The 15057-nt window shown below is 41.9% G+C and carries 15 protein-coding genes and 1 tRNA gene; 15 read left to right on the top strand and 1 reads right to left on the bottom strand.

The genetic code is table 11. The annotated features are described in order from the left end of the window. Nucleotides 1–41 precede the first annotated feature (41 nt). The 10 genes from BWR56_RS08375 to BWR56_RS08330 all read left to right on the top strand — a co-directional run bounded on the left by BWR56_RS08375 (nucleotide 42) and on the right by BWR56_RS08330 (nucleotide 8036). The gene (locus BWR56_RS08375; RefSeq protein ID WP_001076863.1) at nucleotides 42–725 is read left to right on the top strand and encodes a Bax inhibitor-1/YccA family protein; all 684 of its coding nucleotides are present in this window, start codon (nucleotides 42–44) and stop codon (nucleotides 723–725) included. 109 nt (nucleotides 726–834) lie between these two features. Continuing rightward, nucleotides 835–1827 carry an aspartate--ammonia ligase gene (asnA, locus tag BWR56_RS08370; protein ID WP_000747998.1) on the top strand — a complete coding sequence of 331 codons (993 nt, stop codon included), beginning with the start codon at nucleotides 835–837 and terminating at the stop codon, nucleotides 1825–1827. 64 nt (nucleotides 1828–1891) lie between these two features. Continuing rightward, nucleotides 1892–2431 carry a 16S rRNA (guanine(966)-N(2))-methyltransferase RsmD gene (gene rsmD, locus BWR56_RS08365; protein ID WP_000706943.1) on the top strand — a complete coding sequence of 180 codons (540 nt, stop codon included), beginning with the start codon at nucleotides 1892–1894 and terminating at the stop codon, nucleotides 2429–2431. Then, entirely contained in the window at nucleotides 2421–2909 is a 489-nt protein-coding gene (coaD, locus tag BWR56_RS08360) for a pantetheine-phosphate adenylyltransferase (RefSeq protein WP_076984805.1), read from the top strand. The genes rsmD and coaD overlap by 11 nt, the downstream gene beginning before the upstream one ends. Further along, nucleotides 2893–3930: a SepM family pheromone-processing serine protease gene (locus BWR56_RS08355; RefSeq protein WP_049501597.1), complete on the top strand. Its 1038-nt coding sequence runs from the start codon at nucleotides 2893–2895 to the stop codon at nucleotides 3928–3930. The genes coaD and BWR56_RS08355 overlap by 17 nt, the downstream gene beginning before the upstream one ends. Before the next feature lie 55 nt (nucleotides 3931–3985). Next, nucleotides 3986–4216 (top strand): DUF1146 family protein, encoded by a 231-nt coding sequence (locus BWR56_RS08350; RefSeq protein WP_076984804.1) that lies wholly within the window; start codon nucleotides 3986–3988, stop codon nucleotides 4214–4216. Nucleotides 4217–4239: 23 nt separating this feature from the next. Next, entirely contained in the window at nucleotides 4240–5523 is a 1284-nt protein-coding gene (gene murA / locus BWR56_RS08345) for a UDP-N-acetylglucosamine 1-carboxyvinyltransferase (RefSeq protein WP_033629306.1), read from the top strand. Beyond that, nucleotides 5510–5704 (top strand): DNA-directed RNA polymerase subunit beta, encoded by a 195-nt coding sequence (locus BWR56_RS08340; RefSeq protein WP_000739700.1) that lies wholly within the window; start codon nucleotides 5510–5512, stop codon nucleotides 5702–5704. Before murA ends, BWR56_RS08340 begins: the two co-directional genes overlap by 14 nt. Before the next feature lie 40 nt (nucleotides 5705–5744). Next, nucleotides 5745–6569: a DNA/RNA non-specific endonuclease gene (locus tag BWR56_RS08335; RefSeq protein ID WP_061587302.1), complete on the top strand. Its 825-nt coding sequence runs from the start codon at nucleotides 5745–5747 to the stop codon at nucleotides 6567–6569. A 135-nt stretch (nucleotides 6570–6704) separates the two neighbouring features. Continuing rightward, the gene (locus tag BWR56_RS08330; RefSeq protein ID WP_076984803.1) at nucleotides 6705–8036 is read left to right on the top strand and encodes a hemolysin family protein; all 1332 of its coding nucleotides are present in this window, start codon (nucleotides 6705–6707) and stop codon (nucleotides 8034–8036) included. Between the two features lie 132 nt (nucleotides 8037–8168). Here the strand turns inward: BWR56_RS08330 and BWR56_RS08325 are convergent. After that, nucleotides 8169–8239: transfer RNA gene (locus tag BWR56_RS08325), tRNA-Cys, on the bottom strand. Nucleotides 8240–8538: 299 nt separating this feature from the next. Between BWR56_RS08325 and BWR56_RS08320 the strand changes: the two genes are divergently transcribed. The 5 genes from BWR56_RS08320 to BWR56_RS08300 all read left to right on the top strand — a co-directional run bounded on the left by BWR56_RS08320 (nucleotide 8539) and on the right by BWR56_RS08300 (nucleotide 15023). Next, nucleotides 8539–10518, top strand: a complete 1980-nt coding sequence (locus tag BWR56_RS08320; RefSeq protein ID WP_076984802.1) for a peptide ABC transporter substrate-binding protein — start codon at nucleotides 8539–8541, stop codon at nucleotides 10516–10518. Between the two features lie 66 nt (nucleotides 10519–10584). After that, the gene (locus BWR56_RS08315) at nucleotides 10585–12081 is read left to right on the top strand and encodes an ABC transporter permease (RefSeq protein ID WP_049490242.1); all 1497 of its coding nucleotides are present in this window, start codon (nucleotides 10585–10587) and stop codon (nucleotides 12079–12081) included. Then, nucleotides 12081–13007 carry an oligopeptide ABC transporter permease OppC gene (oppC, locus tag BWR56_RS08310; RefSeq protein ID WP_000103692.1) on the top strand — a complete coding sequence of 309 codons (927 nt, stop codon included), beginning with the start codon at nucleotides 12081–12083 and terminating at the stop codon, nucleotides 13005–13007. Before BWR56_RS08315 ends, oppC begins: the two co-directional genes overlap by 1 nt. 8 nt (nucleotides 13008–13015) lie before the next feature. Then, nucleotides 13016–14083, top strand: a complete 1068-nt coding sequence (locus tag BWR56_RS08305; RefSeq protein ID WP_076984801.1) for an ABC transporter ATP-binding protein — start codon at nucleotides 13016–13018, stop codon at nucleotides 14081–14083. A 10-nt stretch (nucleotides 14084–14093) separates the two neighbouring features. After that, on the top strand, nucleotides 14094–15023 hold the full coding sequence (locus BWR56_RS08300) for an ATP-binding cassette domain-containing protein (protein ID WP_001291308.1): 930 nt from the start codon (nucleotides 14094–14096) through the stop codon (nucleotides 15021–15023). Nucleotides 15024–15057 lie beyond the last annotated feature (34 nt).

The raw sequence follows: 15057 nt of genomic DNA, 5'->3' as shown, positions 1-15057 counted from the left end.
TGTTATAATCAAGACATATTTATAAAAAAAGGAGAATCAGAATGAATCAAACGATTATTCAAGAACGTTCAGGCCTCAATCAATTTTACGCCAAGGTTTATGCCTTTGTGGGACTTGGGATTGGTCTATCGGCTCTCGTGTCAGCTTTGATGTTGACAGTCTTTCAGGCTCAATTGGTCTACTTTTTAATGCATGGCCGTCTCTGGTTGATGATTGCAACTTTTGCAGAACTTGCTCTGGTCTTTGTTGCAAGTAGCATGGCTGCAAAAAATAGCCCAGCAGCTCTCCCAGTATTTTTAGTTTATTCTGTTTTAAATGGCTTTACGCTCAGCTTTGTCGTAGCCTTCTATACACCTGGGACCGTCTTATCAGCCTTTGTATCCAGTGCCCTTCTATTCTTTGTCATGGCGGCAATCGGGATTTTCACTAAGAAAGATTTGAGTGGAATGGGCCGAGCTTTGATGGCGGCGCTTGTTGGTCTCATCATTGCTATGGTTGTGAATCTATTTTTAGCCAATAGTTTCTTTGACTACATGATTAGTATTGCCATGGTCTTGGTTTTCTCAGGTTTGATTGCTTGGGATAACCAAAAGATTCGCTATGTTTATGAGCAGTCAAGAGGACAAGTAGCGACAGGTTGGGTCATTTCAATGGCGCTCAGCATCTATCTAGACTTTATCAACCTCTTCCTTAGCATCTTACGAATCTTTGGTCGAAACGATTAATGAATAACTGAGTCAGTGTTCAAAAGAGCACTGACTTTTTCTTATTTACTCTTTTCTTTTCTTGGAAATAGGTGTATAATGCTTTTAACTAATTTTTGAGGAGCTGTTTATGAAGAAAAGTTTTATTCATCAACAAGAAGAAATTTCCTTTGTGAAGAACACTTTTACCCAGTATTTGAAAGATAAGTTAGAAGTTGTTGAAGTTCAAGGTCCTATCTTGAGCAAGGTCGGGGATGGGATGCAGGACAACCTGTCAGGTGTCGAAAATCCAGTATCTGTCAAGGTTTTGCAGATTCCAGATGAAACTTATGAAGTCGTTCACTCACTTGCCAAATGGAAACGCCACACCTTGGCTCGTTTTGGTTTCGGTGAAGGTGAGGGTCTGTTTGTTCACATGAAGGCCCTTCGTCCAGACGAAGATTCGCTCGACGCGACCCACTCAGTTTATGTGGACCAGTGGGATTGGGAGAAGGTTATCCCAAACGGTCAACGCAATATCGCCTATCTCAAAGAAACTGTTGAGAAGATTTACAAGGCTATCCGTCTGACAGAGCTAGCCGTAGAAGCCCGCTATGATATCGAATCCATCTTGCCAAAACAAATCACCTTTATCCATACAGAAGAGTTGGTGGAACGCTATCCAGACCTAACACCGAAAGAGCGTGAAAATGCGATCTGTAAAGAGTTCGGTGCAGTCTTCTTGATTGGTATCGGTGGCGAGTTGCCTGACGGAAAACCTCATGATGGCCGTGCACCTGACTACGATGACTGGACAACAGAGTCTGAAAATGGCTACAAGGGGTTGAATGGCGATATTCTCGTTTGGAACGAATCTCTTGGTTGTGCCTTTGAACTTTCCTCAATGGGGATTCGGGTAGATGAGGATACCCTTCGTCGCCAAGTGGCTCTTACAGGAGACGAAGATCGTCTTGAGCTGGAATGGCATAAAGCCTTGCTTAACGGCCTTTTCCCACTGACAATTGGTGGAGGTATCGGACAGTCTCGTATGGCCATGTTCCTTCTTCGTAAGAAACACATCGGAGAGGTTCAGACCAGTGTCTGGCCTCAAGAAGTCCGCGATACGTACGAAAATATTTTGTAGAGAATCGAACCGCAAGGTTCGGTTTTCTTTCTCTTTTTGCCTATAATTTGGTATAATAAACGGTATGAAAATCGTATCAGGAATCTACGGAGGGCGTCCCCTCAAGACGCTAGAAGGCAAGACGACGAGGCCGACATCAGATAAGGTGCGTGGAGCTATCTTTAACATGATAGGTCCCTATTTTGAGGGTGGTCGTGTCTTGGATCTCTATGCTGGCAGTGGTGGTTTATCCATTGAGGCAGTCTCGCGTGGGATGTCCCATGCTGTCTTAGTGGAACGGGATCGAAAGGCGCAAGCTATCATCGCTGAAAACATCCAAATGACCAAGGAAGTTTCCAAATTTCAGCTCTTAAAGATGGAGGCTGAACGGGCCTTGGAGCAAGTGAAAGGTCCCTTTGACCTGGTCTTTTTAGACCCGCCCTATGCCAAGGAACAAATCGTTGCAGATATCGAAAAAATGGCAGAAAGAAACCTTTTCTCCGAAGAGGTCATGGTTGTCTGCGAAACCGATAAGTCTGTAGAACTTCCAGAAGAAATCGCCTGCTTAGGCATCTGGAAGGAAAAAATATATGGGATTAGTAAGGTGACAGTCTATGTCAGATAAAATTGGATTATTTACAGGTTCATTTGATCCGATGACAAATGGACATCTGGATATCATTGAACGTGCCAGCAAACTCTTTGATAAGCTCTATGTCGGGATTTTCTACAATCCCCACAAACAAGGCTTTCTCCCTGTTGAAAATCGCAAACGAGCAGTCGAAAAAGCGGTGGCGCATTTAGATAATGTAGAGGTGCTGGCTTCTCATGACCAACTAGTCGTCGATGTTGCAAGAAGACTGGGTGCTAAGACCCTTGTCCGTGGCTTGCGAAATACCACCGACTTGCAATACGAGTCTAGTTTTGATTACTACAATCATCAACTGGCTCCAGAAATCGAAACCATTTACCTATATAGTCGCCCAGAGCATCTTTATATTAGCTCTTCGGCCGTGAGAGAACTTCTGAAGTTTGGTCAGGAGATTCAGCAATATGTCCCAAACAGTGTTGTGGAGGAATTAGAACATGAAGAAAAAAACTAGATGGCCCTTATATGTCATCCTAGCACTAGTATTGACTTTTTTAGCCTTTGTAGTACCTTTACCATACTACATAGAAGTTCCAGGTGGAGCGGAAGATATTCGTCGCGTTTTGAAAGTCAATGAAACAGAAGACACAGAAGCAGGAGCTTACCAGTTTGTGACAGTCGGTATTCGACACGCAACCCTATCGCATCTTGTCTATGCTTGGTTAACGCCTTTCACGGATATTAGAAGTGCCAAGGAGACTACGGGTGGCTCTACTGATGCAGAATTTATGCGGATCAATCAGTTCTACATGCAAACGTCCCAAAACATGGCCAAGTATCAAGGATTGAAGACGGCTGGAAAGGATATCGAACTCAAGTATCTGGGAGTTTATGTCTTGACCGTGACGGACAATTCAACTTTTAAGGGCATTCTGAACATTGCAGATACCGTGACGGCTGTTAATGACAAAACATTTGACAGTTCAAAAGACTTGGTCGACTATGTCAACTCTCAACAATTAGGGGATACGGTCAAGGTAACCTATGAAGAAGACGGAAAAGTCAAGTCTGCAGAAGGTAAAATTATCACTCTCGAAAACGGGAAAAACGGGATTGGGATTGGCTTGATTGACCGTACGGAAGTGACCAGTGATGTTCCAATTCGCTTTTCAACAGCTGGTATCGGCGGACCAAGTGCCGGTCTCATGTTTAGTCTAGCTATTTACACCCAGATAGCAGATCCAGGACTTCGTAATGGTCGCGTCGTTGCGGGAACGGGAACCATTGATCGCGATGGAAATGTTGGCGACATCGGTGGAATTGACAAAAAAGTGGTTGCAGCCTCTCGTCAGGGAGCCAACATCTTTTTTGCTCCTGACAATCCAGTCACTGAGGAAGCAAAAAAAGCAGATCCAAATGCGAAAAGCAACTATGAAACAGCCCTAGAAGCTGCTAAAACGATTAAAACAGAGATGAAAATCGTTCCCGTTAAGACTTTGCAGGATGCAATTGATTACCTTAAAAACAATCCCTAATTCGTAGAAAAATCGAAAACTAGCGCGCAAGCGGATAAGATGGTATAATAGTCAAATGGTTCAATTATTATTCACTCTAAGTAGTCATATACTCTTTATTTATTTGAGTTTTTACCTTTTGAAGGATCTTGTGAGATGGGAAAAGGTGTTAAAAGTAAGTGCTACGAATACAAAAAAAGTTCGTTTGTTGGTAGGCTTCTTTAGTATTGTAATGGGCTACATATTGAGTTCATTCTTTATTAGTTTGTACCAACTGTGGCAAGAAGCACTTAGAGGACTATTATAAAATCAAAAGTAAAGGAAGCAACTATGGAAAAAATTGTGGTTCAAGGCGGTGATAATCGTCTGGTCGGGAGTGTGACCATTGAGGGAGCAAAGAATGCCGTCTTGCCCTTGTTGGCAGCGACTATTCTAGCAAGCAAGGGTAAGACAGTCTTGCAGAACGTCCCGATCTTGTCAGATGTTTTCACCATGAATCAAGTGGTTCGAGGTCTGAATGCCAAGGTGGACTTTGATGAGGAAGCACATGTTGTCGAGGTCGATGCGACTGGTGATATAACGGAGGAAGCTCCATACAAGTATGTCAGCAAGATGCGTGCATCGATCGTTGTCTTGGGACCAATCCTTGCTCGTGTAGGCCATGCCAAGGTATCCATGCCAGGGGGCTGTACCATCGGGAGTCGTCCCATTGACCTCCACCTCAAAGGTTTGGAAGCTATGGGGGCAAAGATTACCCAGACAGCTGGTTACATCGAAGCCAAGGCAGAACGCCTGCATGGTGCTCATATCTACATGGACTTCCCAAGTGTTGGCGCAACACAAAACCTGATGATGGCAGCGACTCTAGCTGATGGTGTGACGGTCATCGAAAATGCTGCGCGTGAGCCGGAAATTGTTGACCTTGCTATTCTCCTTAATGAAATGGGAGCCAAGGTCAAGGGAGCTGGTACCGAAACCATCACAGTGACTGGTGTTGAGGAACTCCATGGTACGACCCACAATGTGGTACAGGACCGTATCGAAGCCGGAACCTTTATGGTGGCTGCAGCTATGACTGGCGGAGATGTCCTCGTTCGCGATGCAGTCTGGGAACACAATCGCCCCTTGATTTCAAAACTCCTTGAAATGGGCGTTGAAGTGACAGAGGAATCAGAAGGCATTCGTATTCGTTCTCAACTTGAAAATCTCAAGGCTGTTCATGTAAAAACCTTACCACATCCAGGATTCCCAACAGATATGCAGGCGCAATTTACAGCTCTTATGACAGTCGCAAAAGGGGAATCCACCATGGTGGAAACGGTGTTTGAGAATCGCTTCCAACACTTGGAGGAAATGCGCCGTATGGGCTTGCACTCAGAGATTATCCGTGACACAGCTCGTATTGTTGGGGGACAGGCTTTACAGGGGGCAGAAGTTCTATCAACGGACCTTCGTGCTAGTGCGGCCTTGATTCTGACAGGTCTGGTAGCGCAAGGAGAGACAGTTGTTGGTAAATTAGTCCACCTTGACAGAGGTTACTACCGCTTCCATGAGAAGTTGGCTCAGCTAGGAGCGAAGATTCAGCGGATTGAGGCAAATGATGAAGAAGAATAAAAATATACGTTATGTACTCCGTCGCTTACTGTTGATTTTTATTGTACTCTTGCTGGGATTCCTTGCCTTAGGAATCGGCTTGATGATTGGCTACGGGATTCTAGGAAAGGGACAGGATCCATGGGCGATTTTGTCTCCAGCGAAATGGCAAGAATTGATTAGTAAATTTACAGGAAATTAGACTGGGAGGCCAGTCTTTTTCTAGAGATATAAGGAGAAAAATGGACAAAAAAACAAGACAAGCTCTGATAGGGTTACTTCTATTCTTACTCTTGGCTGCTGGAAGCTACTACATCAAGCAGATGCAGACAGCGCCAAACACCCCTAGAACCAAGGTTAGTCAGAAAAAACAAGCTTCAGAAGCTCCCAGTCAGGAGCTGGCTGAAAGTGTCTTAACTGAGTCAATCAAAAATCAAATCAAGGGGGGGCTCGAGTGGAATGGAGCAGGGGCCTTCATTGTCAATGGCAATAAAACCAATCTAGATGCCAAGGTTTCCAGCAAACCCTATGCGGATAATAAAACAAAGACAGTGGGAAAAGAAACAGTTCCAACTGTTGCCAATGCCATCTTATCCAAAGCGACTCGGCAGTATAAGAATCGTGAAGAGACTGGAAATGGCTCAACCTCTTGGACGCCACCAGGATGGCATCAGGTTAAGAATCTAAAGGGAGCCTACACACATGCAGTTGATAGAGGACATCTGCTGGGCTATGCCTTGATAGGTGGTTTGGATGGTTTTGATGCCTCTACCAGCAATCCCAAGAATATTGCAGTTCAGACGGCTTGGGCAAACCAAGCACAGGCTGAAGATTCGACAGGTCAGAACTACTATGAGAGTTTGGTCAGAAAAGCCTTGGACCAAAATAAGAGAGTCCGTTATCGGGTGACGCTCCACTATGCGACAAATGAGGACTTAGTTCCATCCGCTTCACAAATCGAAGCCAAGTCTTCAGATGGCGAATTGGAATTCAATGTCCTAATCCCCAATGTTCAAAAGGGAATCCAGCTTGATTACCAAACGGGTCAAGTAACAGTGACGGACTAGAAACAATAGATACTATAAAAACAGCTCCTTTGTCTTCTAGAGGCAGGGGAGTTGTTCTTTAAATGAAAAATAATGTGAATCCTGAGGGATTTTATGATATAATGGAACACAAGATACTATTTTAGGAGAAGGACTATGGAAGACCCGAGCAGTCAGAATTTGTTGCTACAGTTTGTATTGTTATTTATCTTGACCTTGTTAAATGCTTTTTTCTCAGCCACTGAAATGGCGATGGTGTCACTAAACCGTTCCCGAGTGGAGCAAAAGGCAGAAGAGGGAGACAAACGTTACATTCGTTTGTTAAAGGTACTTGAAAATCCTAACCACTTTTTATCAACCATTCAAGTCGGTATCACCTTAATCACGATCTTATCAGGGGCAAAATTGGCAGATACACTTGGACAAGTAATTGCATCTTGGATGGGGAATGGAGAAACAGCTTATGCCATTGCAAGTTTCCTCTCTTTGGCATTCTTGACCTACATCTCTATTGTTTTTGGTGAACTCTATCCTAAACGGATTGCCCTTAATCTAAAAGATGCCTTAGCCATTCGCTCTGTTCCGCTTATCATTGGGCTTGGGAAGGTTGTCAGTCCCTTTGTCTGGTTGTTATCTGCTTCAACCAATCTCTTGAGTCGTTTAACACCAATGACCTTTGATGATGCGGATGAAAAAATGACTCGAGATGAAATTGAGTACATGTTGACCAAAAGTGAGGAAACTTTGGATGCAGATGAGATTGAAATGCTACAGGGAATCTTTTCACTAGATGAACTGATGGCTCGTGAGCTAATGGTGCCTCGTACAGATGCCTTTATGGTAGATATTCAGGATGACAGTCAAACGATTATCCAAAGTATTCTAAAGCAAAATTTCTCACGTATCCCTGTTTACGACGGGGATAAGGACAATGTGATTGGTTTGATTCATACCAAGCGTTTGCTAAACGCCGCCTATGCAGATGGCTTTGAAAATATTGTCTGGAAACGAATCCTCCAAACACCACTATTTGTGCCTGAGACCATCTTTGTGGACGACCTCCTTAAAGAGCTTCGAAATACCCAAAACCAAATGGCCATCTTACTAGACGAATACGGTGGTATGGCTGGTTTGGTAACTCTGGAAGATCTTCTAGAAGAGATTGTCGGTGAGATCGATGACGAGACGGATAGGGCAGAAATCGAAGTCCATCAAATCGGTGAGGACACCTATATTGCACAGGGAACCATGAATCTTAACGACTTCAATGACTACTTTGGTGTCGAACTAGAAAGCGATGATGTGGATACCATCGCCGGCTATTATTTGACGGGTGTTGGTACGATTCCAACAACTGAAAAAATCAGTTATGAACTGGTCAGTCAAAACAAACAAATCGTCCTGACCAATGATAAGGTGAAAAATGGACGTGTTACCAAGGTAAAAGTTCAAATTACAGAACTAGAACCTGAAGAAGAAACAGAATAAAGCAGTGACTTGAGTCACTGCTTTTTGTAAATCTATATGGTAGGTACAGTTATCCCCACTTATTAGGAATAACAAAAAGCCCGATTTTACGGGCTTTTCATTTGGTTAATTCCTGTTAATTCAGGTACTGAAAGGCGGTAGACGGATTTGAACCGACGATCAAGCTTTTGCAGAGCCGTGCCTTACCACTTGGCTATACCGCCTCAACGTTTATTATTATACCTTGAAAATCATTTCCCGTCAATAGTTTCTTATTCTAAAATCCAATTTAGGAAAACAGATGATGATCGAAGAAGTGAGAAAAAGCTTTTAAAAATCCCGTTCTAAAGAGGGTCGGACTAGAAAGTATTTCTTGCAGAAACAAACAAAGAATGCAAGAATTTTGACAAATAGAAGTTTTTTGAAGAAATGCGCCTAAATATTCTGAAAATTCGTTTACTTTTTAAAAGATATATGTTATAATTTCCAATAAGCCTAAATTTTTCAAAGAGGAGTTAACAATATGAAAAAAAGTAGAGTATTTGTCGCAGCAGGAATTGCCCTATTAGCAACTGGCGTTTTAGCTGCTTGTGGTTCTTCAAAATCATCTGATTCTACAGCGCCAAAAAATTATGGCTATATTTATTCAGCTGACCCAGAAACTTTGGATTACCTCATTTCAGGGAAACAAAGTACTAAGGTTGCCACTTCAAATGGTATCGATGGTCTTTTCACAAACGACAAGTATGGGAACCTAGTCCCTGCAGTTGCAGAAGACTGGTCAGTTTCAAAAGATGGTTTGACTTATACCTACAAGATTCGTAAGGGTGTCAAATGGATGACATCAGATGGCGAAGAGTATGCTGAAGTGACAGCTAAAGACTTTGTAAATGGCTTGAAACACGCAACTGATAACAAGTCTGAAGCACTTTATCTAGCAGAAGATTCAGTTAAAGGTCTAGCTGACTATAAAGCTGGAAACAATAAAGATTTTGCTTCAGTCGGTGTAAAAGCAGTTGATGATTATACCCTTGAATACACTTTGAACAAACCAGAACCATACTGGAACTCTAAGCTAGCCTACTCAATCTTCTGGCCATTGAACGAAGATTTTGAAAAATCAAAAGGGGCTGACTTTGCCAAAGCAACTGACCCTACATCATTGCTTTACAATGGTCCGTTCTTACTGAAAGGTTTGACTGCTAAATCTTCTATTGAATTCGCTAAGAATGAAAATTACTGGGACAAAGATAATGTTCACATTGATAAAGTAACCCTTGCTTTCTATGATGGATCAGACCAAGAGTCAATTGAACGTAACTTTACAAGTGGAGCCTATAGCTATGCTCGTCTCTTCCCAACAAGTTCAAACTACTCTAAGGTAGAAGAAACATACAAAGACAATATCTACTACACTCCATCAGGACCTGGTATTGCTGGTTTGGGTGTGAATATTGACCGTCAAGGTTACAAATACACTTCTAAAACAACTGATGAAGAGAAGACTTCTACCAAGAAAGCCCTTCTTAACAAGGACTTCCGTCAGGCTTTGAACTTCGCCTTTGAGCGTACTTCTTACTCAGCACAAATTAATGGTAAAGAAGGTGCTCCTCTTGCAGTTCGTAACCTCTTTGTGAAACCAGGTTTTGTCTCTGCAGGTGAAAAAACTTTCGGTGACTTGGTAACTGAAAAGATGGCTGCTTACGGTGATGAGTGGAAGAATGTTAACTTTGCGGATGGTCAAGATGGACTCTTCAACGCCGATAAAGCCAAAGCTGAATTTGCCAAAGCTAAGACTGCTTTGGAAGCAGAAGGTGTGAAATTCCCTATCCACTTGGATATTCCAGTTGACCAAACAAATAAGGGTCTTATTGCTCGTATTCAATCCTTCAAACAATCCGTTGAAACAGTACTTGGTGAAGGAAACGTAGTCATTGATATTCAACAAATTTCTAAAGATGAGTTGCACAATATCACATACTATGCCGCAAACGCTGCAGCAGAAGATTGGGATCTCTCAGGAGCAGTTGGATGGAGCCCAGACTATGAAGATCCATCAACTTACCTTGATATCTTGAAAACAACTAACAGCGAACAAACAAAAACTTACATGGGTTATGATGATCCAGCAAATGCAGCAGCTGCCCAAGTTGGTTTGAAGGAATACGATAAGTTAGTTGATGAAGCTGCAAAAGAAACCAATGACTTGAATGTGCGTTATGAAAAATATGCGGCTGCTCAAGCTTGGTTGACAGACAGCTCCCTCTTCTTGCCAGCTATGTCATCAAGTGGTGCTGCACCATTCATTTCTCGTGTTGTACCATTCACAGCATCATACAGCCAATCTGGAGATAAGGGCTCAGACGTATACTTCAAGTATATTCAGTTACAAGATAAGGTTGTAACAAAAGCTGACTATGAACAAGCTCGTGAAAAATGGCTCAAAGAGAAAAAAGAATCAAACGAAAAAGTTCAAAAAGAATTGGCTAATCACGTTAAATAAATAACTCTCAAGAGAACTTTCTCTCCATGAGGAGAAGGTTCTTTTGGGATTTTAAAAGGAAACGATATGAAGAAATATATTTTTATGCGTGTATTGCGTTCATTGTTGTCTATTTTCTTGGTGACAACCTTGACCTACACAATTATTTATACGATGGTTCCTCGAAAACTGATTTTCAAGCAGGATACCAACTATAACAAGATTGCAACGACGCCGGACAAGCGGGATAATTATGAAAATACCGTTTATGAACGGATGGGCTATATCGAGTACTACGATACCAAAGAGTTGCAAGAAAGAGCGAGCACAATGGACTCATCTGTAACAGTGGATGCCAATGATACCAATAAGGCAATCTATGAAAAATACATCAACCAACTAGGAAATGGTTGGACACTCGGTGTGTTCTCAGAAAGTGGTCAATTCTATGCTACGCGTGAAATTCCAATTTTTGAACGTGTTTTCAAATTCTATTCCAACTTGATTGATATTGATCATCCAAACAAGATTCAAGACCCTGAAAATCCAAACTTGCAACGTTATCTTCGTTTTGAAAATGATCCTGCTATTGGTTGGTCATTGGTTGGTTCAGGTACAAAACATAAATACCTTTTGTATTTCAACAATCAATTCCCATTTGTACACCAAAACTTTGTGAACATTAACTTGGGAGATTCTTACCCAACTTATGCAAACACACCAGTGCTTCAAGTTATCACACAAGGTCAGGGACAAACTAAGACATCAGAAGTTCAATTCCCTATGGGTAAAAAGACTTCATCTGTAGATATTTACTCTCGTACCTACAAATCTCCAAGTCAAGCAGATGCGCGTGAAGTAGCCAACTATGGTAAAGACGATCCATATACAGCTACAGAAAGCAATTACCAATATCCATCAATGATTGCAAGCTCAGCGGTTGCTGGTTTGATCGGTTTGATTATTTCGTATGCGATTGCGATTCCACTTGGATCTGCTATGGCTCGCCACAAGAATACTTGGATTGATAGCTTCTCGACAGGTGCTCTAACCTTCTTGCTTGCCCTTCCAACGATTGCCTTGGTTTACATCGTTCGTTTGATTGGTTCATCTATTGGTCTGCCTGACTCATTCCCTATTTTGGGTGCTGGAGATTGGCGTTCTTATGTCTTGCCAGCAGTCATTCTAGGTTTGCTGGGTGCACCAAGTACAGCTATCTGGATTCGTCGTTACATGATTGACTTGCAATCCCAGGACTTTGTACGTTTTGCTCGTGCTAAAGGTTTGTCTGAAAAAGAAATTTCAAATAAACACATCTTTAAAAATGCCATGGTTCCATTGGTTTCAGGTATTCCTGGTGCCGTAATCGGAGTTATTGGTGGTGCAACATTGACAGAAACAGTCTTCGCTTTCCCAGGTATGGGTAAAATGTTGATTGACTCTGTTAAGGCATCAAACAACTCAATGGTAGTTGGTCTCGTCTTCATCTTTACATGTATTTCTATCTTCTCACTCTTTGTAGGAGATATCTGGATGACCATGCTTGATCCACGTATTAAATTGACAGAGAAAGGAGGCAAATAATGTCAACAATCGATAAAGAAAAATTTCAGTTCGTAAAACGTGACGATTTTGCCTCTGAAACAATTGATGCTCCTGCCTATTCATACTGGGGTTCTGTATTTAGACAATTTCTAAAGAAAAAATCAACCGTCTTTATGCTAGGAATTTTGGTTGCCATTATTTTGATGAGCTTTATTTACCCAATGTTCTCAGATTTTGACTTCAACGATGTAAGTAAGGTCAATGACTTTTCTGCTCGTTTTATCAAGCCCAATGCTGAACATTGGTTTGGTACAGATAGCAATGGTAAATCCTTGTTTGATGGGGTTTGGTTTGGTGCGCGTAATTCAATTCTTATCTCTGTAATTGCCACTTTTATCAACCTTGTGATCGGGGTTATTGTTGGTGGAATTTGGGGTATTTCAAAATCCGTTGACCGCGTCATGATGGAAGTTTATAACATTATTTCAAACATTCCATCTCTCTTGATTGTCATTGTCTTGACTTACTCAATTGGTGCTGGTTTCTGGAATTTGATTTTTGCCATGAGTGTGACAACTTGGATTGGGATTGCATATATGATTCGTATCCAAATCATGCGTTACCGTGACTTGGAATACAACCTTGCTTCTCAAACACTTGGAACACCAACCTTTAAAATCATTGTTAAAAACATCATGCCACAATTGGTATCTGTTATTGTTTCTACAATGACCTTGATGTTGCCAAGCTTCATCTCTTATGAAGCCTTCCTTTCCTTCTTTGGATTGGGATTGCCTGTAACAGTGCCAAGTTTGGGACGTTTGATCTCAGATTACTCACAAAACGTTACGACCAACGCTTACTTATTCTGGATTCCATTGACAACCTTGATCTTGGTATCCCTATCTCTTTTCGTTGTTGGTCAAAACCTAGCGGATGCTAGTGATCCACGTACACATAGATAGGAGTAGACATGACAAAAGGAAAAAATGTAATTTTGACTGCTCGTGATATTGTCGTGGAATTTGACGTTCGTGACAAAGTTCTGACGGCTATCCGAGGAGTTTCTCTGGACCTGATTGAAGGAGAAGTTCTTGCCTTGGTAGGTGAGTCCGGTTCTGGTAAATCTGTTTTAACAAAAACCTTTACAGGGATGTTAGAAGACAATGGACGTATTGCCCAAGGAAGCATCGACTATCGTGGACAAGACTTGACTGCTCTTACTTCTAACAAGGAATGGGAGAAGATTCGTGGAGCTAAAATTGCGACCATCTTCCAAGACCCTATGACAAGTTTGGACCCAATCAATACAATTGGTAGCCAAATCACTGAAGTAATCGTTAAACACCAAGGAAAAACAGCCAAGGAAGCCAAAGAGATGGCAATCGACTATATGAACAAGGTCGGAATTCCAGACGCTGAAAAACGTTTTGATGAGTATCCTTTCCAATATTCTGGAGGGATGCGCCAACGTATCGTTATTGCGATTGCCCTTGCCTGTCGTCCAGATATCTTAATCTGTGACGAGCCTACAACTGCCCTTGATGTAACCATTCAAGCGCAAATCATTGATTTGCTTAAAACCTTGCAAAATGAGTACCACTTTACCATTATCTTTATCACCCATGACCTTGGTGTGGTAGCAAGTATTGCCGATAAGGTAGCGGTTATGTATGCTGGTGAAATTGTAGAATACGGTACTGTTGAGGAAGTCTTCTACGATCCACGTCATCCATATACTTGGAGTCTCTTGTCTAGCTTGCCACAGCTTGCTGATGATAAAGGGGAATTGTACTCTATCCCAGGAACACCACCGTCTCTTTATACTGAGTTGAAAGGTGATGCCTTTGCCCTTCGTTCAGATTATGCGATGCAAATTGATTTTGAAGAGAAAGCACCTCAGTTTTCAGTCACTGATACCCACTGGGCTAAGACTTGGTTGCTTCATGAGAATGCTCCTAAAGTTGAAAAACCTGGAGTCATTGCAGATTTGCATGACAAAATTCGTGATAAAATGGGCTTTGCTCATCTAGAAGACTAGGAGGAAGGAAATGTCTGAAAAATTAGTAGAAATTAAAGATTTAGAAATTTCCTTCGGTGAAGGAAGTAAGAAGTTTGTTGCGGTTAAAAACGCCAACTTCTTTATCAATAAGGGAGAAACATTCTCTCTTGTAGGTGAGTCTGGTAGTGGGAAAACAACGATTGGTCGTGCCATTATTGGTTTAAATAATACTAGTAAAGGTGAAATCATCTTTGATGGTCATAAAATTAATGGGAAAAAATCTCATAAGGAATCATCAGACTTGATCCGTCGTATCCAGATGATTTTCCAGGACCCTGCAGCTAGCTTGAATGAGCGTGCGACAGTTGACTATATCATCTCTGAAGGTCTTTACAACTATCACTTGTTTAAAGATGAAGAGGATCGAAAAGAAAAAGTTCAAAAGATGATTCATGAAGTTGGACTTTTGAAAGAACACTTGACCCGTTACCCACACGAGTTTTCTGGTGGTCAACGTCAGCGTATCGGGATTGCCCGTGCCCTTGTGATGGAGCCTGATTTCGTTATTGCGGATGAGCCAATTTCAGCCTTGGACGTATCAGTACGTGCGCAAGTCTTGAACTTGCTCAAGAAGTTCCAAAAAGAGTTGGGATTGACTTATCTCTTCATCGCGCATGACTTGTCAGTTGTTCGCTTTATCTCAGATCGTATCGCGGTTATCTATAAGGGAGTAATCGTCGAGGTGGCGGAGACAGAGGAGTTGTTTAACAATCCTGTCCACCCATACACTCAAGCACTTCTATCTGCTGTACCGATTCCAGATCCAATCTTGGAACGCAAGAAGGTCTTGAAAGTTTACGATCCTGACCAACATGACTATGAGACAGATAAGCCATCTATGGTAGAAATTCGTCCAGGTCACTATGTTTGGGCCAATCAAGCAGAACTTGCTCGTTACAAGAAAGCTCTTAAAGAATAAACAAATTAAGAGAGGACCGAAAGGTCTTCTCATT

Source organism: Streptococcus oralis (assembly GCF_001983955.1).
Classification (GTDB): Bacteria; Bacillota; Bacilli; order Lactobacillales; family Streptococcaceae; genus Streptococcus; species Streptococcus jiangnanensis.
Note: the sequence above shows the minus strand (reverse complement) of the source record. Positions and strands in the feature narration are given on the sequence as shown.

Coding starts and splice junctions, on each gene's coding strand:
- murA (WP_033629306.1), top strand. CDS start 4,240: ATGGAAAAAATTGTGGTTCAAGGCGGTGATAATCGTCTGGTCGGGAGT.
- asnA (WP_000747998.1), top strand. CDS start 835: ATGAAGAAAAGTTTTATTCATCAACAAGAAGAAATTTCCTTTGTGAAG.
- BWR56_RS08305 (WP_076984801.1), top strand. CDS start 13,016: ATGACAAAAGGAAAAAATGTAATTTTGACTGCTCGTGATATTGTCGTG.
- BWR56_RS08315 (WP_049490242.1), top strand. CDS start 10,585: ATGAAGAAATATATTTTTATGCGTGTATTGCGTTCATTGTTGTCTATT.
- BWR56_RS08335 (WP_061587302.1), top strand. CDS start 5,745: ATGGACAAAAAAACAAGACAAGCTCTGATAGGGTTACTTCTATTCTTA.
- BWR56_RS08330 (WP_076984803.1), top strand. CDS start 6,705: ATGGAAGACCCGAGCAGTCAGAATTTGTTGCTACAGTTTGTATTGTTA.
- BWR56_RS08300 (WP_001291308.1), top strand. CDS start 14,094: ATGTCTGAAAAATTAGTAGAAATTAAAGATTTAGAAATTTCCTTCGGT.
- BWR56_RS08340 (WP_000739700.1), top strand. CDS start 5,510: ATGAAGAAGAATAAAAATATACGTTATGTACTCCGTCGCTTACTGTTG.
- BWR56_RS08320 (WP_076984802.1), top strand. CDS start 8,539: ATGAAAAAAAGTAGAGTATTTGTCGCAGCAGGAATTGCCCTATTAGCA.
- rsmD (WP_000706943.1), top strand. CDS start 1,892: ATGAAAATCGTATCAGGAATCTACGGAGGGCGTCCCCTCAAGACGCTA.
- coaD (WP_076984805.1), top strand. CDS start 2,421: ATGTCAGATAAAATTGGATTATTTACAGGTTCATTTGATCCGATGACA.
- BWR56_RS08375 (WP_001076863.1), top strand. CDS start 42: ATGAATCAAACGATTATTCAAGAACGTTCAGGCCTCAATCAATTTTAC.
- BWR56_RS08355 (WP_049501597.1), top strand. CDS start 2,893: ATGAAGAAAAAAACTAGATGGCCCTTATATGTCATCCTAGCACTAGTA.
- oppC (WP_000103692.1), top strand. CDS start 12,081: ATGTCAACAATCGATAAAGAAAAATTTCAGTTCGTAAAACGTGACGAT.
- BWR56_RS08350 (WP_076984804.1), top strand. CDS start 3,986: ATGGTTCAATTATTATTCACTCTAAGTAGTCATATACTCTTTATTTAT.